Here is a 19760-nt window from a genome sequence, read left to right on the forward strand (position 1 = left end):
CGGGGGCGGTCGCTTCTTCCGGAACGCGCGGAGGTTCTGGTAGGTCCAGAGTCATGCGTTTCCCCCTCTGCGCGGCGGCGGCGGTCGGCCTCGCCCTCCTCCCCGCCGCTCCAGCGCACGCCTCCTCGGCTGTGTCCTCCGAGCGCATCCGCTCGTACGCGGTCGAACTGAATCTCGGGGCGGACGGCCTGCTGCGCGTCCACGAGGCCATCACGTACGACTTCGGCGACGCGTCCGGGAAGCACGGGGTCGAGCGGGAGATCCCCACGAAGCGGGTGAAGATCGGCCACGTGCGGGTCTCCAGCCCGGACGCGCCCGCCGCCAGCCAGGTCAGCGAGCACGGCGACGAGTTGGACATCCGGATCGGGGATCCGGGCACGCCGGTGACCGGGCAGCGGCACTACACGATCGACTACGACGTCCGGCACGCGGTCGCCTCGGACACGCTGAACTGGAACGCGATCGGCACCGAGTGGACGGTCCCGATCGACGCGGCGACCGTCCTCCTCAAGGGCCCGGTCGCCCTCCGGTCGTTCGGCTGCCACGCCGGTCCGAGGAACGCGACGGCGTCGTGCAAGGGCGCCTGGAACACCGGGGACGGGAACGCGGTGTTCGGGCAGAGCCTCGGGGCGGGGGAGGGGCTGACCGTCCGGGCGGAGTTTCCGTCCGGGGCGGTGCGGAACCAGCGTTTTGGCGCGTCCCCGCTGACGGTCGGCGTCCCGGGTCTGGTCGCGCTCGGACTGGCGCTGTTGCTCGTCCTCGCCGGGGTCGGCCTGCGGCTGTTCGACCGGTGGCGGCGCAAGCGGCTGCCCGCGTCGATCACGCGCGGGGAAGCGCCGCCGGTCGAGATCGGAAGCATTCCGAACGGCGCTGAGCCGTGGGACCCGCTCGCAGTCCTCGCGCTCGACCTGGCCGTCCGGGGGCATGTGCGCATCGCCGACGACGGACGGGACGTCATGCTCATCCGCGTCCGCTCCGCCGACGAGACCCTCGAGTTCGACTACGAGCGGGCGTTCGTGGAGGCCCTCTTCGAGCCTGGGGACGCGGTCAGGATCGGGCCGGTCGGGGTCGGGCCGACCAGTCCGTCGCGGGCCCAGAAGGGCAGGCAGGCCAGGGCGGACGCCAGGGCGGACGCGCGGAGGCCGGTCAGGACCGTACCGGTCGACTGGCCGCGCCTCCGGGAAGCCGAACAGCGGATCCTCCAGGCGAGCCGCGAGCGCGGACGCCGCTACCAGCGCACATTCACGCCCAGCGTCGGCCGCTGGCTGCTTCCCGCGTGCCTTGTCACCGGGATCGTCGGAATCATCCTCGTCCTGGTGGGACTCCCGGGGGACGGCGGGTTCGACGACCTCTCCGCGATCGGAACAGCGCTGATCGTCGTCGCCGTCGCGTCCGGGTTCCTCCGGCCACGGTGCCCGGACACGCGGAAGGGGCAGGAGCTGAGCGTCCGGTACCAGCGCTTCATCTTCGCGGTGTGGGACAAGCGGGTGGACCCCGACGCCGAGGCGTACCTCCCCTACAACGCCGCCTGGGGCGAGACGTCCTGGATGGCGGCCTTCCACCACGCCCGTGCGGCCGACGGAACGCTCCCGTCCTGGTACTCCTACACCGGCGACCCCGACAAGGCCGTGGAACGCTTCACCAACCTGATCGGGATGTTCAAGGGGAAGCCGAAGCCGAGGCCGAAGCGGCCGGGTCAGGCGCGTTCGGCTTCGTCCAGTACGCGGCGTCGTCCGTCCAGCGGCGGATACGGGAGTGGCGGCGGGGGCTGGGGAGGCACCGACAGCGGCGGCTGGTCCGGGGGCGGCGGTCACGGGGGAGGCGGGCACGGCGGAGACGGCGGCGGAGGCGGCCATTCCTGGTGACCCGTCCGGACGCGTCGAACCGGCCCGTGGCAGGGGGCGCCACGGGCCGGTTCGTCAGGGCGAGCCCGCGGGGACGGGCTCGCGGGGGTGGGGAGATCAGCCGAGCTGGTTCGCGATGGCGTTGAGACCGGCCTGCGCGATGGACTCGTCGATCGAGCCCTGCGGGGCCCCGCCGACGCCGATGCCCGCGATCGGGGAGCCGCCGGACGCGACCGGGACGCCGCCCGCGAGGAACAGGGTGCCCGGGATGTCCTTGATCGAGGGCGCGGCACCGGACGCGTTCTGCGTCAGCTTCGAGGTGGGCTGACCCCACGCGACGGCGGTGTACGCCTTGCGCTTGGCGGACTCGACGGTCTGCGGGCCCGCGCCGTCGCCCTTCACGACCAGCTTCAGGTCGCCGGACCGGTCCACGATCACGACGGCGACGCGCTGGTGCTGCTCGGCGGCCTCCTTCTGCGCCGCGTCGGCGACCTTCATGGCGGCGTCGGCGGTGAGGACGCGGTTCTGGGTGACGGCCTGGACGCTCTTCGCGGCGGCGGGGGCGGCCGGGGCGGCGTTCGCGGTCGCCGCGCCCATCGCCACGGCGCCGCCCACCAGGGCCACGCCCGCCGTCATGCCGACCAGGGTCTTGATGTTCTTCATGGTGTTCGGTCCCTTTCCGTTTGCGATGTCTCCAGCCTCGCCGCGCGCCCGCCCCCTGCCATCGCAAGGACGGTGGGGACCGGCATCAACCGAACGATGGATGCCCCGGAGGCCCGGCCGTCCCGCCGCGCCGAGTACCGTGCGTGATCAGGGAGGAGGAGCCTGTGACCAGTGCGGAGACCGGAGCTGAAAGCGGAGCGGAGATCGGCCCGCAGGCCGAGGCCGGGCGCGCCGCGCGCACCGCGCAGACGCGGATCGACCTGGCCATGCACGTGGCGTTCTTCCTGCTGCTCGCCTCGTCCGCGTCCCGGTTCGCCGTCCGGCACGGCCTGGAGGAGAGCGCCTGGCCCAAGCTCGCGCTCTGCGGCCTGCTCGCGCTCCTCTACGTCGCCGGGACGCTCCTGTGGGACCGGCTCGGCCGTCGCGGCCTGCTCGCCTGGCTGGTCGTCGTGATGGTCGTCTGGCTGTCTCTGGTCCTGATCGCGCCGAGCTTCGCCTGGTGCGCACCGCCCCTGTACTTCGCCGCGCTGCGCCTGCTCACCCGCCGGGCGGCCGTCCTCGGCGCGGTCGTCGTCACCGCCGCCGTGGTGTTCGCGCAGCTCAGGCTGACCGCGACGTTCGACCTCAGCCTGGTGCTCGCGCCCGTCGCGGTGTCCGGGATGATCCTGGTGATCTTCCTGGAGTTCAACCGGATGGCGGACGCCCTGGCCGCGACCCAGCGCACCGCCGGGATCCTCGGCGAGCGGCAGCGGCTGTCCCGGGAGATCCACGACACCCTCGCGCAGGGCCTGACCAGCATGGGCATGCTGCTGCAGGCCGCCGACCGGTCCTTTCCGGCCGACCCTGCGGCGGCCCGCGCCCTGGTCCGGCGGGCCGCGGACGAGGCGGCCGGGAACCTGGACGAGGCGCGCCGGTTCGTCCGCGCCCTGGCCCCGTCCGACCTCGCCGCCGGGTCGCTGCCGCACGCGCTGCGCTCGCTCGCCGACCGGGAGGGCGCGGCCCTGCGCGTCGAGGGCCAGGAGTACCCGCTGACCCCCGAGGCGCAGGCCGCCCTGCACCGCGTCGCGCAGGGCGCGCTCGCCAACGCCCGCGAGCACGCCGCCGCCGAGCACATCATGATCACCCTGTCCTACCTGGACGACGAGGTCGCGCTGGACGTCGCCGACGACGGCCGCGGCTTCGACCCCGCCGCACCCCGTCCCGGCGGCCCCGGCGGCCCCGGCGGCTCGGGCGGCTCGGGCGGCTCGGGCGGCTCGGGCGGCTCGGGCGGCGGCTCGAACCGTGGGTACGGCCTGCCCGGCATGCGCGACCGCGTCGCGGGCGTCGGCGGCACCCTGGTCGTCGAGAGCGAGCCGGGCGAGGGGACCGTCGTCGCCGCCCGCCTGCCGAGGAGCCACCCGTGACCGAACCGGCCGTCCCGATCCGGGTCCTGATCGCCGACGACCACCCGGTCGTCCGCGCGGGCCTGCGCGCCCTGCTCGCCGGGGAGGACGACCTGGAGGTCGTCGGCGAGGCCGGGACGGGCGAGGAGGCCGTCCGGCAGGCGGGCCTGCTCCGCCCCGACCTGGTCCTGATGGACCTGAGGCTCGGCGAGGGCATCGACGGCGTCGAGGCCACCCGCCGCGTCCTCGCGCTCCCGGACCCGCCGCGCGTCCTCGTCCTGACCACCTACGACTCCGACGCCGACATCGCCCGCGCCCTGGACGTCGGCGCGTCCGGCTACCTGCTCAAGGCGGGCCCGCCGGACGAGCTGTTCCAGGGCGTCCGGACGGCCGCCCGGGGCGAGACCGCCCTGTCCCCGGCCGTCGCGACCCGCCTGGTCAACCGCGTCCGCGACCCCGCCCCGGCCCTCAGCCCCCGCGAGGTCGAGATCCTCGAGCACCTCGCCCAGGGCATGTCCAACCGCCGGATCGCCCGCGCCCTGTTCATCAGCGAGGCCACGGTCAAGACCCACCTCGTCCACATCTTCGCCAAGCTCGGCGTCGACTCCCGCACCGCCGCCGTCCGGGCCGCCGCCGACCGCCGCCTCATCCGCCTCTCCGAATGACGCGCCAGCGGCGGAGCTCAGGGCTCAGGGCGGGAACGGGCCGCCGTCCATCCAGCGCGCGAGGTCGTCCCGTCCGACCAGGAACAGGCGGCCCGGTTCCACCCGCCCCGCCTCCTCCCGCGCCTGGGCCGTGAAGGTGTTGTTGGTGACCAGGACCCCGACGCGGCCCGCGTAGCTGGAGTGCACCGCCCCGATCAGGTTCCGGACCCGGTCGGCGCCCACCGGCTTCGCCTGCCGCTTGCACTGGACGGCCAGCTCCCGCCCGTCCGGGGCCGTGGCGAGCACGTCGATGCCCCGGTCCCGCGACCGTCCGACGACCTCGACGTCCAGGAACCCGTCACGTTCGAGCAGCCGAGCGGTGAGCTCCTCGAACTCGACGCCGGACATGACGTCCACCCGGTCGAGGTGGGCGCGCTCGCGCAGCTCCGCCTCGCGCGCCCGCAGCTCGGCCTCGTGCTCGCGCGCGATCTGCCGCCGGTGCCGGACGAAGAGCCCGACCCCGCCCGCGACCACCGCGCCCACGAAGAGCAGGGAGAGGATCTGCTCCCAGTAGAACCACAGCAGGATGGTCGCGAGGAGCCCGGCGGCGAGCCCGGCGACGGCGGATCCGACGCGTCCCGGAGGACGGCGCGCGGCCGGGTGGTCGGAGGGGAGTGGGGCGTCCATCGGCGACCTCCGGGGGGATCGAGGCACTGCCGTCACCATGACATGGATCTCTGACGGACTCCTCGTCCCCGTTGGCACAAAGGCACGGCCTCCCGACCGGAAGCGGTCAGGAGGCCGTGGCGCGGTGGGTCAGGAGTGGGCGGCGAGGGCCGGGAGCAGGGTGGCGGCGTTCGGGGTGCCGAGGCCGGTGATCGGGTCCCAGCCCTTGGTGGCCGGGTAGCCCGGGATGTCCGGGTAGTCGGGGTTGGAGTTGTTGCCCGTCGTCACGTCGTAGAAGTACGCGCCGTAGTCCGGGCCGTTCGCCAGGTCGTACAGCGACTGGTTGATCTGGCCGAGGGGGTGCCCGGCGATCTGCGCGGCGATGGCGACCATGCCCGCCCACTGCGGGGCGGACGCGGACGTCCCGCCGACGACGTACCAGCCGGAGCTGCACGGGTCGCCGCTCGGGCACTTGATCCCGGTCGCGCCGGGCGCGGTGTCCCGGACGAGGACGCCGGTCGCCGAGCTGGCCTGGGACGCGATGTCCGGGACGCCGCGCATCGAGCCGATGCCGGTGGACCCGGCGGGTAGGGCGTTCTGGTAGGCGGGCTTGCCGAACACGTGGCTGAAGCCGCCGCCGGCGAACGTCCAGCCGACCTCGCGCTGACCCGGGAACCTCGAGCAGGCCGCGGGGGCGCTGGTGTTGTCGACGTGCGTGCCGGTCGCGCCGTCCAGGCACAGGTAGGTGCCGCCGACGCTGGTGACCAGCGGGTCGGACGCGGGCCAGCCGACGGACGCGTACGGGATCGCGGCCGGGTTCTTCACCGGCGACTTGAAGTCGTTCTCGCTGCCGCCGTCACCGGAGCTCGCGAGGACGGTCACGCCCTTGGCCGCCGCCGACTTGAACGCGTGGCGCAGGTTCTCCAGCGACGAGGTCGTGTGGAACGCCTCCTCGCCGGAGCCGAAGCTCTGCGAGATGACGTCGGCCATCCCGTTGTCCACGACCTGCTGCTCGAGGTTCATGAACTGCGGGAAGCCCTGCGTCCCGAGCGTCTCGGCGGTCGGGGTGGACACCAGCACGATGTTCGCGCCGGGGGCCATGGCGTGCGCCATGTCCAGGTCGAGCGCGATCTCCAGCGCCCAGCCGTTGCTGTCCTCCTGGCCGGTGCCGTTGTTGTCCGGCGGCTGCTCGACCGGACGGTTGCCCTGCCGGAGGCGGGTGATGGACGGCATGCCCGGCGTGCACGCGACGTCCGGCATGCCGCACATCAGCGGCAGGCCGAACTGCTGGCTGTAGACCTTGAGGTCGGCCTCGGCCTGGTCGTAGCCGAACGCGTCGACGATCGCGATCGTGCGTCCTCGGCCGTCCTGGCCCTTGGCGTGCAGCGGGCCGACGTTGTAGGCGTTCTGCAGCGCCTTCGGGGTGAAGCAGCGGCGGCCGACGGACGCGCAGTCGCCCTGGGCCGGGGGCGTCTCGGACGCGCCCAGGTAGCTGAAGTCGGTCGCGTGCGGACGCGGCGCGGGAAGGGCGTCGTCGCCGGACGAGGCGGCCACCGGGACGGCGGCCACGGCGGCCCCGGCGAGCGCGATCGCCGCGAGCCAGAGGGGCGCGCGGCGCCCGGGGGCGGTGGTGGGCAGGGACAAGGGGACTCCCGGCACGAGAGGGACACCGCGCGGCGGTCGTCGCGCGGACGGTGTCCCCGGGGCCGCTTCCTGGTCCCCGCACCGCCCAGTGCGGAGGACCGCGTGCACCGCAGATGCATCTAAGACCTCGGTGATCACACCGTCAAGAGGGGACGCTCCGGCCGATTCCGGTCAGGCTCGGCGGGCCCGTCCGGGATGGACCCCGACGTCAGAAGAACATTCTTGTTCTTCAAATCGGGACGCGCCGCCGCGGGGTCCTTGTGGCGGGGGAGTCCGCGGTCTACGGTCCGGTTGATCACCCAGACGGTCCGGGTGGTCGCCCAGCGGGCCACACCCGGGAGCCGCCATGCGCCGCCGCAGGATGCCGTCCCTCGCCACCGCCGCCGTCCTCACCGCCGCCGCGCTGGCCGTGCCGTCCGGCGCCGCCGCGCGCGCGGACACCGCGCGGGGCGCGAACCCCTCACCCCCGGACATCCTGTCGATCGTTCCGGGGCTCGACCCGCTCAGGCCCTCGTCCAGGCCGGTGACGCTGGTGGACGCGCAGCGCGACCTGCACGTCACCTACACCTCGAACGGCGCGACGAAGACGCTGAACGACTACATGGTCACCTCCGGCACGCAGGGCTTCCTCGTCCTGGACGGGAACAGGATCGTCACCGAGTGGTACGCCCCGGGGTTCGGCAAGAACAGCCGGTTCCAGTCCTGGTCGATGGCCAAGTCGTACACCGGCGACGCGGTGGGCATCGCGCTCGCCGAGGGCCGGATCCACTCCCTGGACGACACGGTCGCGAAGTACGTCCCCGAGCTGGCGAATGCCGACTACGGCAAGGTCACCCTCTACAACCTGCTGCGCATGTCGTCCGGCATCGGCTGGGACGAGACGACCGACGACATCGCCATGCACCCGGCGTTCAGCCTCGGCCTCAGCACACCCGTCCAGTGGGCCGCCGGGCGGCGCACCGTCTCGCCGCAGGGCAGCAAGTTCAACTACACGAGCCTGAACAGCGCGCTTCTCGCGCAGGTCGTCGCGAACGTGTACGGCATGCCGTTCACGCGCTTCCTGCAGAAGCGCATCTGGGAGCCGACCGGCATGGCCGACACCGACTACGTCGGCACCGACTCGCACGGGCACGCGCTCGGCTACTGCTGCATCTACGCCACCGACCGCGACTTCGCCCGCTTCGGGAAGATGATGCTGGACGGCGGACGCGTCGCCGGGCGAACCGTCGTCCCGGCGTCCTGGGTCGAGCGGGTGCACAAGCCGTCCGGAGTCAGCCCGTCCTACGGCCTGCAGTGGTGGATCGACGGCACGGACGGCTACTACGCGAGCGGCCTCGGCGGCCAGGTCACCTACGTCGACCCGGCCCGCAAGGTCGTGATCGTCCGGTCCACGTTCTACTCGTTCAACGACACCGACACCCTCCCGGCCCTCCACGCCGTCGCCAGGGCCGTAGCGGCCCAACGCACCCGCTCCGCCCGCTGACCACGCCCACACCCCCGAGCGCTCCAAAGGCCGTCGGCCTCCGCCGCCCGTCCCGCTGCTAACCCTGCGGGTCGCGCGGACGGGGCGGGCGGTGGTGGTCGATCGTGAAGATGCCGATCTCCCGCAGCCGGGGTTCGGGACCGGCGCGGCCCTCGCGTATCCACATGCTGTGGACGGTCGTCAGCACCACCTTCCGGGCCGCGAAGAACAGCAGCCCGGCCAGCGGCAGCTCGCCGAGCAGCGCGGTCGCGACGCTCACCGGGAACTCGCCCGAGCCCCACGACAGCATCACGTCGAACCAGGCGTCGCAGACCAGCAGGGTGCCGCAGACGATCTGGCCGAGGACGACGACCTGCAGCCGCCGCCACGCGGCGAACGCCGTCCCGGCGAGCGCGAGGGTCAGGCCGATGTCGAAGCCGATCCACGCCGCCCGCCACTGCCCGGCGATGTAGTGCTCGGGCAGCGTGAAGCCCAGCATCACCGTCCAGGGCACCAGCCACGCGCAGCACGCGGTGAGCATCGCGAGGCCGAGCCGCCGCCGCAGCCTGATGTGCGGCGCGGCGAGGGGGTCGTCGTCGGCGAGCAGGATCAGTTCGCGCAGCAGTTCGGCGCGCTCGTCGGAGGACATGCGGCGAAGGTCGTCTGAGCTGAGCACGCTCACATGCTGCCCTCTGGGCGGCAAGAGGGAAATCCCTATCGCTTGCTCAAGCGAGCAAGTTTGGCGTCCTGTCACAGCCGCCCGCACGCTCCGCTGGCGACCAGTGACAGAAGTGAAGAAATGCCTGGTTTTGGGCTATTCGTACCGGCTCTTCTCGTGTGATCCTCTCGGGCGGCGCGCCTCTCGTGGGCGCCGCCCTTGTCCCCCCGCTTCGCTTCACGAGGAGAGCCCATGCGGCGACCCCCACTGCGGTACGCCATGACCGGGATGATCCTGGCCGCGGCGTCCGTGCTGAGCACCCCCTTCGGAACGGCCTCCGCGAGCCCCGCGCTCCCGGCCGCCCCCGCCGGGACGCACCACTCGTGCGCGACCGCCCACGCCGGTCAGGCGCACTGCCACGCGATCGTCCGGAACGACGTGGCCGTCTCGGAGAAGACCCTGAAGGCCGCCGCCGCGGCGCCCAGCGGTCTCAGCCCCGCCAACCTGCAGAGCGCCTACAAGCTGCCGTCCTCGACGGCCGGATCCGGCCAGACCGTCGCGATCGTCGACGCCTACGACGACCCGACGGCCGAGGCCGACATGAACGTCTACCGGTCGCAGTACGGGCTCCCCGCCTGCACCACGGCCAACGGATGCTTCAAGAAGGTCAACCAGACCGGCGGCAGCAGCCTCCCGCGGGTGGACGGCGGCTGGGCCCAGGAGATCTCGCTCGACCTGGACATGGTCTCCGCGGCCTGCCCGAACTGCAAGATCGTCCTGGTCGAGGCCAAGTCCCCGACGTTCGCCAACCTCGGCACCGCCGAGAACACCGCGGCCAAGCTCGCCAACGTGGTGAGCAACAGCTACGGCGGCTCGGACGCCGCGGACTCCTCCTACGGCAAGTACTACAACCACCCCGGCGTCGCGATCACCGTCAGCTCCGGTGACTCCGGCTACGGCACCGAGTACCCGGCCTCGTCCCACTACGTGACGGCGGTCGGCGGCACCTCGCTCCGCACCTCCAGCACCACCCGCGGCTGGACCGACACCGTCTGGAGCGGCGCGGGCAGCGGCTGCTCGTCCTACAACACCGCGCTGACCGGCCAGGCGAGCGCGAACACCGGCTGCTCCAACCGCGCCGTCGCCGACGTCTCGGCCGTCGCCGACCCGGCGACCGGCGTGGCCGTCTACGACAGCACCGCCTACCAGGGCCAGTCCGGCTGGATGGTCTTCGGCGGCACCAGCGCGTCCGCCCCGCTCATCGCGGCCGTCTACGCCCTCGCGGGCAACGCGTCCTCGGTGGACAACAACTACCCGTACTCCCACACCTCGGGCCTGTTCGACGTGACCAGCGGGAGCAACGGCTCCTGCTCCCCGTCGCAGCTGTGCACCGCCCGCACCGGCTGGGACGGCCCGACCGGCCTCGGCACCCCCAACGGGACCAGCGCCTTCTGACCGGCTGATCCCGATCGGCTGAGCAGAGCATGACCGCGTGCGGCGGACGGACCCCTCACCCCCCTGAGGGATCCGCCCGCCGCACGCCGCTCTTCCCGCTCTCCCTGCTCTCAACCGATGCGCTGGAGGGCCTTCTCCCGGTATGCGGCGACGCGCGCGCCCGACTCGCGGCGGGCCATCCGGCGCAGGACGACCGGCGCGAGCACCAGCCCGGCCACGGCCCACGCGCCGAGCACACCGAACGTCTCCAGGTGCCGCCACGATTGGTGCAGTTCGACCGTGGCCATGGCGTCGGGGAGGAGCGCCGAACGCATCCCGAGGCCGAGCCAGTACACCGGGAAGACCTGCGCGACGTCCTGGAGCCAGCCGGGCAGCGCGGTGACCGGGTAGAAGACCCCGGAGACCGAGATCACCGCCATCACCGGCAGGGTGATCAAACCGGCGGCGCGCGGACTCGACACGAGCGCGCCGAGCGCCGCCCCGGCCGACTGCGTCGCGACCAGCCCGAGCAGCAGCACCCAGGCCAGCGTGAACCAGGACGACGCCGAGCCGAGACGCAGCCCGTCCACCATGAACGCGCCCGGGACCAGCAGGATCGCCAGGTACGCGACCACGCATCCGGACGTCGTGACCAGCTTCCCGAGGAAGTACGCGCGGATGCCGTGCGGCGTCGCGCGCGCCCGCAGCAGCGTGCCGTCCTCGCGCTCCACGGTCAGGTACTGGATCACCAGGACCATCCCGAGCGCGACGAACATGCCGAGCACGCCCGGCAGCACCAGCCCGCCCAGCCTGATCCCGGTGTGCCGGAACTCCCGGTCCCGGTAGAAGAAGACCGCCACCAGCGTCAGCACCGGCCAGAGCAGCTGGCTGACCAGCTCGGACCCGCTGAACGCCTGACGTAGTTCGATCAGGCCGCGTGCCAGGCCCCTCCGGACCGTCCGCATCACACCGTCTCCTCGGCCCGCCGCACCAGCGACAGATAGGTGTCCTCCAGCGAGGACGGCCGGACGGCCAGCGCCTCGACCGCGTCCCCGTGCTCCTCGAACAGCGCGCGGACGAACCGGGTCGCGTCGCGCGTCGACCGGACGTGCCGCCGCCCGCCGAGGGTCCAGGCCACCTCGTCCTCGCCCGCGATCCGCTCCGCGAGCTCGGACGCCGTGCCGTCCGCGACGATCCGCCCGCCGTCGAGGATCACGATGCGGTCGGCCAGCTTCTCCGCCTCGGCCAGATCGTGCGTGGTCAGCATGATGGTCGTGCCCTCCGTCCGGGACAGGCCGAGCACGAGTTCGTGGAACTCGCGCCGCGCCTCCGGGTCGAACCCGGTGGTCGGCTCGTCCAGGAACAGCAGCTCGGGACGTCCGACCATGCCGATCGCGACGTCCAGCCGCCGCCGCTGGCCGCCGGACAGCGTCCGCACCTTCCGGCCCGCGTGCTCGGCGAGCCCGACCGCCGTGATCAGCTCGGCCGGGTCCCACGGCCTCGGGTAGTACGACCCGAGATGCGCGAGCAGCTCCCCGACCCGCCATTTCCCGTGGTCACGCCACGACTGCAGGACGATCCCGACCCGCGCCCGCCACGCCTCGCCGCCGCGTGCCGGATCCGCGCCGAGCACGTCGACGCGTCCGCCCGACCGTGTCCGGAACCCCTCGAGGATCTCGATCGTCGTCGTCTTCCCCGCGCCGTTCGGCCCCAGCATCGCGAGCACCTCGCCCCGGTGCGCCCGGAAGGTGACCCCGCGCAGCACCTCGGTCGTCCCGTACCGCATCCGCAGGTCGTCGACCTCGATGACCACCTCGCGGCTCACGCCCCGTCCACCCTCGCCCGCGCCCGGGCCCTCAGGTCTTCGACGTCCACCCCGGCGAGCGCCAGCGCCCGCGGAACCGTGCCGACCTTCAGCTCCAGGATCCCCAGCAGGATGTGCGCGGGCCCCAGGTCCCTCTTCCGCGCGCTCGCCATCCCCACCTCGAGCACCCGCCTGCCGGACTCTCCGATATCGGACGGCTTCCGCCTCGACTCCCGTGGCCGCAGCACCTCCTCATCGGTGACCGAGACCCCGGCCTCCCCGAGGCTGTGCTCGAACTCCCGCCGCAACGCGTCCTGGACGGCCCGCCGGTCGAGCCCCGCGGGCGCGAGCAGGTCGGGCGCGTCCCCCTCCGCCTCGCCCGCGAGCGCGAGCAGCACGTGCTCCGCCTCCGTCAGCCGCGCCCCCCTGAGCCGCGCCTCCTCCGACGCCCGCACCAGCAGCGCATCCACGTACGTCCGCGCCATCACTTCCTCCTCCGCAACCGCACCCCGGCCTCGATCAGCCGCTTCGCGTGCTTCTTGTGGACGGCCTGCCGCGTGACCCCGAGCGCCTGCGCGACGTCCGACCAGCTCCACCCGGCCCGCATGGCCTTCTCGACCGCCGCGTCCTCCATCCGGTCGGCGAGCTTCCGCATGGCCACCACGGCCGCCAGCTCCGCCCCCGGATCCCGTTCCGCGTCCTCCATATAGGCAACCTAGGTTGCTTATATGAAGGTGTCAACCAGAGTTGCTTATCGGGCGGTGGCGCGGGAATGACGAAGGCCCCGCACGGCAGGTGCGTGCCGGGCGGGGCCTTCGGGAAGCGGGGCCTCCGGGATGAGGCCGGTGGTCAGCCGGCGGACATCCCGGCGTCGACGGCGATCGACTGGCCGGTGATGTGCTTCGACTCGTCCGAGCAGAGGAAGGCGAAGGTCTCCGCGACGTCCTCGGGGTCCATCAGGACGCCGGACGGGTGCAGCGCGGCGGCCTCGGCCTCGGTGAACATGCCGCCCTCGATCGCGGCGTCCAGCAGGGAGGTGCGGACGACGCCGGGGCAGACCGCGTTGATCCGGATGCCCTGCCGGACGTACTCGATCGCGGCGGTGCGGGTCATCGCGACGACGCCGCCCTTGGTGGCCGAGTAGTCGGAGATGCCGAGCGGCAGGCCGACCAGGCCCGCGACGGACGCCATGTTGGCGATGACGCCGCCGCCCTGCTCCAGCATCTGCCGGATCTCGTACTTCATCGACAGCCAGACGCCCTTGAGGTTGACCGCGACGAGCTTGTCCCAGGCCTCCTCGGTGACCTCGTGCAGCGCGGAGCCCTGCTCCTCGACGCCCGCGTTGTTCACGGCCGCGTCGAGCCGCCCGAACGCGGCGACCGTCGCGGCCACGGCGGCCTCGACGTCCGCGCCCACCGTGACGTCCGCCCGGACGAACCGGGCCTCGCCGCCGTCCTTCTCGATCTGGGCGACGGTCTCGCGTCCGGCGTCCTCGAGGATGTCGGCGACCACCACGCGCGCGCCGTACCCGGCGAACACACGCGCCGTCGCCGCTCCGATGCCCTGCGAGGCGCCGGTGATGAGGACGGCCTTGCCAGCGAGCTTTCCGCTCACGCTTGTCTCCTTCTCAGCGGGGGATTGCGGGGGTCTCTCCGGGGCCGGGGGCAGCGCCGGACCCGGAAAAGTCAGCGGCGCGCGGCGGCGGTGCGGGCCAGGACGTGCTCGACCATGCTGATCAGCACCTCCTTGGCCGAGTCGCGGCTGCGCACGTCGCACATGACGAGCGGGACGTCCGCGTCGAGGTCCAGCGCGATCCGGACGTCCGCCGGGTCCTTGCGCTCGGCGCCGTCGAAGCAGTTCACCGCGACCATGAACGGGGTGCCGCGGTCCTCGAAGTAGTCGATGGCGGCGAACGAGTCGGCCAGCCGCCGGACGTCGGCCAGCACGACCGCGCCGACCGCGCCGAGCGCCAGCTCGTCCCACATGAACCAGAACCGCTGCTGGCCGGGCGTCCCGAACAGGTACAGGATCAGCCCGTCGCCCATCGTGATCCGGCCGAAGTCCATGGCCACGGTCGTGCTGGTCTTGCCCGAGACGCCGGTCGTGTCGTCCACGCCCGCGCTCCGGTCGCTGAGCAGCTCCTCGGTGCGCAGCGGGCGGATCTCGCTGATCGAGCCGACCATCGTGGTCTTCCCGACGCCGAACCCGCCCGCGACGAGGATCTTGGCGGCGATCGGCTGCCCGCCGCCGCGCCGGCGGGCAGCGGGCTCGTGGACGGCGGTGTCAGAGTGCGCGTAGTCCATGAAGCAGCTTCCTTAGTACGAGCTCGTCCGGGACGTCGCCGGTGGGGGTCGGCCGGAGCACCCGGAGCAGGTTCTCCTCGCGCAGGTCGTCCACGATGACCCGGACCACGCCCACGGGCAGGTCGATCTCGGACGACAGGTCGGCGAAGGTGATCGGCTCCGCGCAGACGGCCAGCACCCGGCGGTGCTCGGGGTCCAGGCGGGTCCGCCGGGGGACCGGCAGCCCGGTCGCCTCCAGCAGGGAGATCAGGTTGAGGCTGTCGTCGCGCAGCCGGGTCCGGCCGCGCGTGACGGTGTAGGGGCGGAAGATCGGCCCGGCGTCCTCGTCCAGCCAGCGGTCATCGCTCACGCAGGGTCACCTCACGCCGAAACCCGACAGCCGCGGGATCACCGGCGGCCGCTCGGCCAGCCGCTCGGCGGTCTCGGCCAGCGCGTAGGCGACCGCGCCCGCGTCCGCCTCGGCCGGGCTCAGCGCGGCGAGGTAGGCGTGCTCCCCGGCCGGGACCATGAACACCAGCATCGAGTCCATCTCGATCACGCTCTGCATCAGCGCGCCGCCGGCGAACCGCCGGCACGCTCCCCGCGCGAGCCCCTGCACGCCCGAGACCAGCGCGGACAGGTGCTCCGCGTCCTCCTGGCCCATGCCGGAGGACGCCGCCACGACCAGCCCGTCGCTGGACAGCACGACCGCGCCGCCGCCCTTCGGGCCCGCCTGCGCCACCAGGCCGTCCAGCAGGAGGCGCACCTGTTCGGCGGTCATCGCCGGTTCCGTCATCGCTCCACCTCGTCGTCGTTCCACCCCGCGGGCCGCGTCGGCTGGGCCGGTTCGGCCCGTCCGCGCCGCCAGCCGCTCTGCATGGACGCCATGACCGACCGCGCCCGCTCCGGCGACCGCGCCTCACGCTCGGCCTCGCGTCCCGGCTCGTCCTCCGGGACGGCGGCGGGCTTCGGCCGCTCGGCGTCCCGCAGCTGCGGGGCCAGGTTCGCGCGCCGCACCCGCCGGGGCATGCCCGCGTGCGTCCCGCCGTCCCCGTTCGGAGCCGTCGGATAGCCGCCGGACGCACCCGGCCGCGCCCCGTCGCGCGCGCCCGCGGGCCGCGCCTCGTGCGCGCTCGGGGCCGCGTGCGCGCCGGACGGCTGAGCCTCGTGCACTCCCAACTGCCGCGCCTCCTGTGTGCTCGACTGCGGTGCGGCGTGCGCACCGGCGTACGGTCCGCTCGCCCCGGCGGCGGCGTCGGACCCCTCGGATCCGTCACCCCAGCCGCCGATGCCACCGGTCGTCGCGGGCGTGAGCCGTCCGGTCGGAGCGACCGCGACCCACCCACCGGTGTCCGTGGACGCCTGCTCGGGCGCGGGCGGCGCCTCCGCCTCGGCGTCTGTGGGTGCGGACTCGCTCGGACGGCCGATCCGGTCGGCGGAGACGACGATCGAGTGCGGCAGCAGGACGATCGTCTTCAGCCCGCCGTAGGAGTTCGGCTCCAGGACGACCTTGATGCCGTTCCGGTGCGCCAGCGTCCCGACGACCAGCAGGCCCAGCTGCTCGCCGCCGGCCAGCTCGAACTCCGGCTCGCGGCTCAGCCGATCGTTGAGCGCGGCGAGCTTGTCCGGGCTGACGCCGAGGCCGCGGTCCTGGATCTCCACGACGAACCCGCGCCCGACCATGCCCGCGTCCACCTCGACCGGGGTGTTCGGCGGCGAGAAGGTGACCGCGTTCTCGATCAGCTCGGCCAGCAGGTGGATGACGTCGGCGACGGCCGCGCCGTCGATGCCCTCCTCGGCGTTGCTGACGACCTCGACGCGCGCGTAGTCCTCGATCTCGCCGATCGCGCCGCGCAGCGCGTCCAGGATGCTCACCGGATGCCGCCAGCCGCGGCCCGGCGTCGCGCCCGCCAGGATGATCAGGCCCTCCGCGTGCCGCCGCATGCGGGTCGTGAGGTGGTCGATCGCGAACAGGTCGGCGAGGTCGTCGGGGTCGCCGGCCTTGCGCTCCAGGGTGTCCAGCATGGACAGCTGGCGGTGCAGCAGCGACTGGTTGCGGCGGGCGAGGTTCTGGAACACGCCGCTGACGGCCTTGCGCAGGTCGGCCTGGCCGACGGCGGCCTCGATCGCGGTGCGCTGCACGGTCGAGAACGCCTGCGCGACGCTGTCCACCTCGGCCGACCGGCCGACCGTGATCGGCGGGGCCTCGACCGCGACGTCCACCTCGTCACCGCGCTTCAGCCGCGTCACCACGTCCGGCAGGCGCTGGTCGGCGAGGTCGTGCGCGGCGCTCTGCAGGCCGCGCAGGTCGCGGACGATCCGGCGGCCGAACCGCAGCATCAGGCCCGCGGTCAGCAGCAGCGCGACGAGTCCGATGGCGCCGATGAGCGCGAGCCGCAGCAACGTGTCGTCGGAGGTCTTCTTGGCGTCCGCGGCGAGCGTGACGCGGGACTTGCCGAGCGCGCCGTCCATCTGCTGCAGGTAACCGCCGACCGCGGTCTGCCAGGTGACGGGGTTCATCTTGAGCCTGGACTTGGTGGGGACGGCGAGCACCCTGTCCTCCACCGTGGTGAAGTTCTTCACCTCCGGCGACCCGAGGGCGGCCTTGTAGGGCGCGCCGTTGGCCCCGTTGAACTCCGAGAGGCTGGACTCCTCCAGGTACCGGCGCTCGTACACGAGCTTGGCGATCGCGGCGCGCTCGTCCGCGCTCATCCGGCCGCCGCTGACGAGCACGCCGCCCACCAGCGCGGCCTCGCGCCCGGCCAGTTCCATCGCCCGGGACATGCCGGTCAGGTGGTACGCCTGCTGGTAGCCGTTCTCGGCGACGAGCAGGTAGATGAACCGGAAGTGCGTGTCGAGCACCTCGTTGTAGGCGTCGAACGCGGCGAGCTTGTTGAACGCGCCGGAGTCCACCTGCCCGCGGACGGTGTCGATCCGGTTGAGCCTGTCGATCAGCGTCGCGAGACGCTGCTTCATCAGCGGCGTCAGCGTGTTCTGGAACGAGCCGGACTTGGCCGCCTTGTTCATCTGGACGATCGTGCCGTCCATCCGCTTGCGGACGGCGTCCATCGCGGTGCGCGGCTGCTTGCCGTGGGCGGCGATCCAGACCACCGACTCCTGGCGCTCCTGGGCCAGGGTGATGAGCATGGGCTGGACGGCGTTGCCGTAGATCTTGTTGGCGGTGTCGATGTGCCGCTGGTCGATCGCCTGGTTCGCGACGCTCTGCGCGGCGAAGGCCCAGAGGACCACCAGGGAGACCAGGGGGATGACGAGCATGCTGTAGAGCGAGAACTTGATCGAGCGTCGTCGAGAGCTCTTCACGGTGATCGTCTCTCAAGCGTCGGGGAGCGTCGGGCGGGGGCGGACGGGGGGTCGGACGGGACGAAAACTCGGGACACCATAGCCGCTGGTTTGATCATTTGTCTGATTTTGTGGATCTTGTTGTACCGGTGGTGCGATCATGTGGCGACGTTCGGTGACGCCGACCGCGCCGCCGGAACCGCGAGCCCGACCCCGACGAGAGGAGCTCCCGTGACGCCGCAGCGGGGCGAACCGAACGACCGGCTCGACTGGCTGATCGACGGCCTGGTCCGCCGTGTGCCGCACGTGAACCGGGCGGTCCTGCAGTCCGCGGACGGCATCCTGATGGGCGCGTCCGCCGGGCTCGGCCGCGAGGACGCCGACTACCTGTCGGCCCTGGCCGCGGGTCTGCAGAGCCTGGCCCGCGGCGCCCAGTCCCACTTCGGCGCGGGCGAGGTGCACCAGACGATCATCGAGATGCGGGACGCCTTCCTGTTCGTCACCGCCGCGGGCGAGGGCGCCTCCCTGACCGTCCTCAGCGACGCCGAGGTCGACCCGGCCCAGATCAGCTTCGAGATGGCCGTCCTGGTCCGCCAGGTAGGTGAGCACCTCACCTCGTCCCCCCGCCTCTCCTGACCCCCCGGGCCCGGGGGGTGCCTCACGGCCGTGAGAGCGGTGTCACCCGCGAGGCCTCACCGTTCGGCGGGGCGGACGGCGGCCTGATCACCGCGTCCGGCGCGATCGGAACGTCGAACCCAAGGCTGCGGACCACCCGTTCCGTGCGTTCGACGGCACCTCGCTCCGCAGAATCGGCGGTCAGCGTCCGCAGCCTGATGGGCGGCCCGGACCGGACGAGCGTGGGCACGAACGACGGCTGAGCCCTCCACCGCCCCTCCGCGTCCCGGCCGAAGGTGAACCGCGCGACCAGCCCCTCATGGGTCGCCTCGGCATTCGCGGACGGATTGGCGACCTGATTGCCCATCCCATAAGCGACCCACTTGCCGTTGAACCGCTCGAACGGCTGAACGACGTGAACATGGTCGCCAAGGATCAGATCGACATCCTGAGAGCGCAACAGCCTCTTCGCCAAGCGCCGCTGCGCGGCCGTGGGCGCGTGCTGGTATTCCTCGCCCCAATGAAGACTGACCGCCACGACCTCGGCTCCGGCGCTCTTCGCGCGAGCGGCGTCGGCGAGAATCCGTGCGGACTTGAGGGTGTCGTTCACCAGCCAGTCATCCGCCTTCGGAATGCCGTTGGTGCCGTAGGTGTAGGAGAGATGCGCGACCCTGACCCCCTTGACGTCCCGCATGTCGATCTTCTCCGCCTCACGCGCGCTCCGAGCCGTCCCGGCGTGCCCGATCCCCGACCGGTCCAGCGCGTCCAGCGTCCGCCGCACCCCCCGTTCTCCCTGGTCGATGGCATGGTTGGACGCCGTCGAGCAGGTGTCGTAGCCCAGTCGCCGGATCGCCTTCACGATCTGCGGCGGCGAGTTGAACTCCGGATATCCACGGAACGGCCCCGACGGCGAGCCCACCGGCGTCTCGAGGTGACAGACCGCCAGATCCGCGCCGCTGATCAGGGCCTTGAGCTGCGCGAGCATCGGCATGAAGTCGTACCCATGACCGCGCGCGTCGGAAGCCGCCTGCTCGATGAGCACCGAATGCAGAAGGAAGTCCCCGGTCCCCACAACGGTGAACCGGTCGGTTCCATGGACGGCAGGCGGCCTGCCCACCGTCCGCGAGAGGACGGATCGCGCGTCCACACTCCCGCACCCCGACGCGAGCGCGCCGAGCGCGCCGATCGCCAGCACGCCTGCCGCGAACCGAACCGAAGCTCCCATACCGGGAGGTCTTCAACCCCTTCACGGAACTCGAAACGGCGATCTACCGGAAGAAGGCCTGCCATGAGCAGCTTTTTCCCCGCCCTGGCCTATCGCCGGGTTCCGAGAAGGAGCAAACCCGCCCTGGTACAGAATCG

20 protein-coding genes are annotated in these 19760 nt (G+C 72.6%); 6 read left to right on the forward strand and 14 right to left on the reverse strand.

The window, feature by feature from the left end:
* The first annotated feature begins 53 nt into the window (after positions 1-53).
* On the forward strand, positions 54-1865 hold the full coding sequence (locus P696_RS50260) for a DUF2207 domain-containing protein (RefSeq protein WP_034488388.1): 1812 nt from the start codon (positions 54-56) through the stop codon (positions 1863-1865).
* Between the two features lie 96 nt (positions 1866-1961).
* Here P696_RS50260 and P696_RS0135540 read toward each other — a convergent pair whose 3' ends face one another.
* Positions 1962-2507, reverse strand: a complete 546-nt coding sequence (locus P696_RS0135540) for a GlcG/HbpS family heme-binding protein (RefSeq protein WP_026416053.1) — start codon at positions 2505-2507, stop codon at positions 1962-1964.
* A gap of 164 nt (positions 2508-2671) precedes the next feature.
* On the opposite strand from P696_RS0135540, the gene P696_RS0135545 reads away from it, so the two are divergent.
* Both P696_RS0135545 and P696_RS0135550 read left to right on the forward strand, forming a co-directional pair.
* Complete coding sequence (locus tag P696_RS0135545; protein WP_211245928.1) at positions 2672-3910, forward strand: sensor histidine kinase; 1239 nt, start codon at positions 2672-2674, stop codon at positions 3908-3910.
* The gene (locus tag P696_RS0135550) at positions 3907-4554 is read left to right on the forward strand and encodes a response regulator (protein ID WP_034488390.1); all 648 of its coding nucleotides are present in this window, start codon (positions 3907-3909) and stop codon (positions 4552-4554) included. The genes P696_RS0135545 and P696_RS0135550 overlap by 4 nt, the downstream gene beginning before the upstream one ends.
* A 24-nt stretch (positions 4555-4578) precedes the next feature.
* On the opposite strand, the gene P696_RS50265 is transcribed toward P696_RS0135550, so the two are convergent.
* Together P696_RS50265 and P696_RS0135560 are read right to left on the reverse strand one after the other, a co-directional pair.
* Positions 4579-5220 (reverse strand): restriction endonuclease, encoded by a 642-nt coding sequence (locus P696_RS50265; protein ID WP_051468537.1) that lies wholly within the window; start codon positions 5218-5220, stop codon positions 4579-4581.
* A 129-nt stretch (positions 5221-5349) separates the two neighbouring features.
* Complete coding sequence (locus P696_RS0135560; RefSeq protein WP_157430106.1) at positions 5350-6843, reverse strand: S53 family peptidase; 1494 nt, start codon at positions 6841-6843, stop codon at positions 5350-5352.
* 346 nt (positions 6844-7189) lie between these two features.
* On the opposite strand from P696_RS0135560, the gene P696_RS0135565 reads away from it, so the two are divergent.
* On the forward strand, positions 7190-8326 hold the full coding sequence (locus P696_RS0135565; RefSeq protein WP_026416057.1) for a serine hydrolase domain-containing protein: 1137 nt from the start codon (positions 7190-7192) through the stop codon (positions 8324-8326).
* Positions 8327-8384: 58 nt separating this feature from the next.
* Here P696_RS0135565 and P696_RS50270 read toward each other — a convergent pair whose 3' ends face one another.
* Positions 8385-8954 carry a hypothetical protein gene (locus tag P696_RS50270; RefSeq protein WP_064744205.1) on the reverse strand — a complete coding sequence of 190 codons (570 nt, stop codon included), beginning with the start codon at positions 8952-8954 and terminating at the stop codon, positions 8385-8387.
* A gap of 261 nt (positions 8955-9215) precedes the next feature.
* Here P696_RS50270 and P696_RS0135575 point away from each other — a divergent pair, with 261 nt between their 5' ends.
* Positions 9216-10418 (forward strand): S53 family peptidase, encoded by a 1203-nt coding sequence (locus P696_RS0135575; protein ID WP_026416058.1) that lies wholly within the window; start codon positions 9216-9218, stop codon positions 10416-10418.
* A gap of 110 nt (positions 10419-10528) precedes the next feature.
* Here the strand turns inward: P696_RS0135575 and P696_RS0135580 are convergent, their stop codons facing one another.
* The 9 genes from P696_RS0135580 to P696_RS50275 all read right to left on the reverse strand — a co-directional run bounded on the left by P696_RS0135580 (position 10529) and on the right by P696_RS50275 (position 17804).
* Positions 10529-11362 (reverse strand): ABC transporter permease, encoded by an 834-nt coding sequence (locus tag P696_RS0135580; RefSeq protein ID WP_026416059.1) that lies wholly within the window; start codon positions 11360-11362, stop codon positions 10529-10531.
* Entirely contained in the window at positions 11362-12222 is an 861-nt protein-coding gene (locus P696_RS0135585) for an ABC transporter ATP-binding protein (protein WP_026416060.1), read from the reverse strand. Before P696_RS0135585 ends, P696_RS0135580 begins: the two co-directional genes overlap by 1 nt.
* The gene (locus P696_RS0135590) at positions 12219-12686 is read right to left on the reverse strand and encodes a Clp protease N-terminal domain-containing protein (protein ID WP_026416061.1); all 468 of its coding nucleotides are present in this window, start codon (positions 12684-12686) and stop codon (positions 12219-12221) included. Before P696_RS0135590 ends, P696_RS0135585 begins: the two co-directional genes overlap by 4 nt.
* Positions 12686-12907 (reverse strand): hypothetical protein, encoded by a 222-nt coding sequence (locus P696_RS0135595; protein ID WP_026416062.1) that lies wholly within the window; start codon positions 12905-12907, stop codon positions 12686-12688. The genes P696_RS0135590 and P696_RS0135595 overlap by 1 nt, the downstream gene beginning before the upstream one ends.
* A 143-nt stretch (positions 12908-13050) precedes the next feature.
* Positions 13051-13815 carry a glucose 1-dehydrogenase gene (locus P696_RS0135600; protein WP_026416063.1) on the reverse strand — a complete coding sequence of 255 codons (765 nt, stop codon included), beginning with the start codon at positions 13813-13815 and terminating at the stop codon, positions 13051-13053.
* A gap of 71 nt (positions 13816-13886) precedes the next feature.
* Positions 13887-14504: a GTP-binding protein gene (locus P696_RS0135605; protein WP_026416064.1), complete on the reverse strand. Its 618-nt coding sequence runs from the start codon at positions 14502-14504 to the stop codon at positions 13887-13889.
* Positions 14485-14853, reverse strand: coding sequence for a DUF742 domain-containing protein (locus P696_RS0135610; protein WP_026416065.1), 369 nt, complete (start codon positions 14851-14853; stop codon positions 14485-14487). Before P696_RS0135610 ends, P696_RS0135605 begins: the two co-directional genes overlap by 20 nt.
* A gap of 6 nt (positions 14854-14859) precedes the next feature.
* Positions 14860-15279: a roadblock/LC7 domain-containing protein gene (locus P696_RS0135615; protein WP_026416066.1), complete on the reverse strand. Its 420-nt coding sequence runs from the start codon at positions 15277-15279 to the stop codon at positions 14860-14862.
* On the reverse strand, positions 15276-17804 hold the full coding sequence (locus P696_RS50275; protein ID WP_157430108.1) for a sensor histidine kinase: 2529 nt from the start codon (positions 17802-17804) through the stop codon (positions 15276-15278). Before P696_RS50275 ends, P696_RS0135615 begins: the two co-directional genes overlap by 4 nt.
* 210 nt (positions 17805-18014) lie before the next feature.
* Between P696_RS50275 and P696_RS0135625 the strand changes: the two genes are divergently transcribed.
* Complete coding sequence (locus tag P696_RS0135625) at positions 18015-18419, forward strand: roadblock/LC7 domain-containing protein (protein WP_026416067.1); 405 nt, start codon at positions 18015-18017, stop codon at positions 18417-18419.
* Positions 18420-18441: 22 nt separating this feature from the next.
* Here the strand turns inward: P696_RS0135625 and P696_RS50280 are convergent, their stop codons facing one another.
* A complete protein-coding gene (locus P696_RS50280) occupies positions 18442-19593 on the reverse strand; it encodes a CapA family protein (RefSeq protein WP_170026672.1) in 1152 nt (383 codons plus the stop codon).
* Positions 19594-19760 lie beyond the last annotated feature (167 nt).

This window comes from Actinomadura oligospora ATCC 43269 (assembly GCF_000518265.1).
Classification (GTDB): domain Bacteria; phylum Actinomycetota; class Actinomycetes; order Streptosporangiales; family Streptosporangiaceae; genus Spirillospora; species Spirillospora oligospora.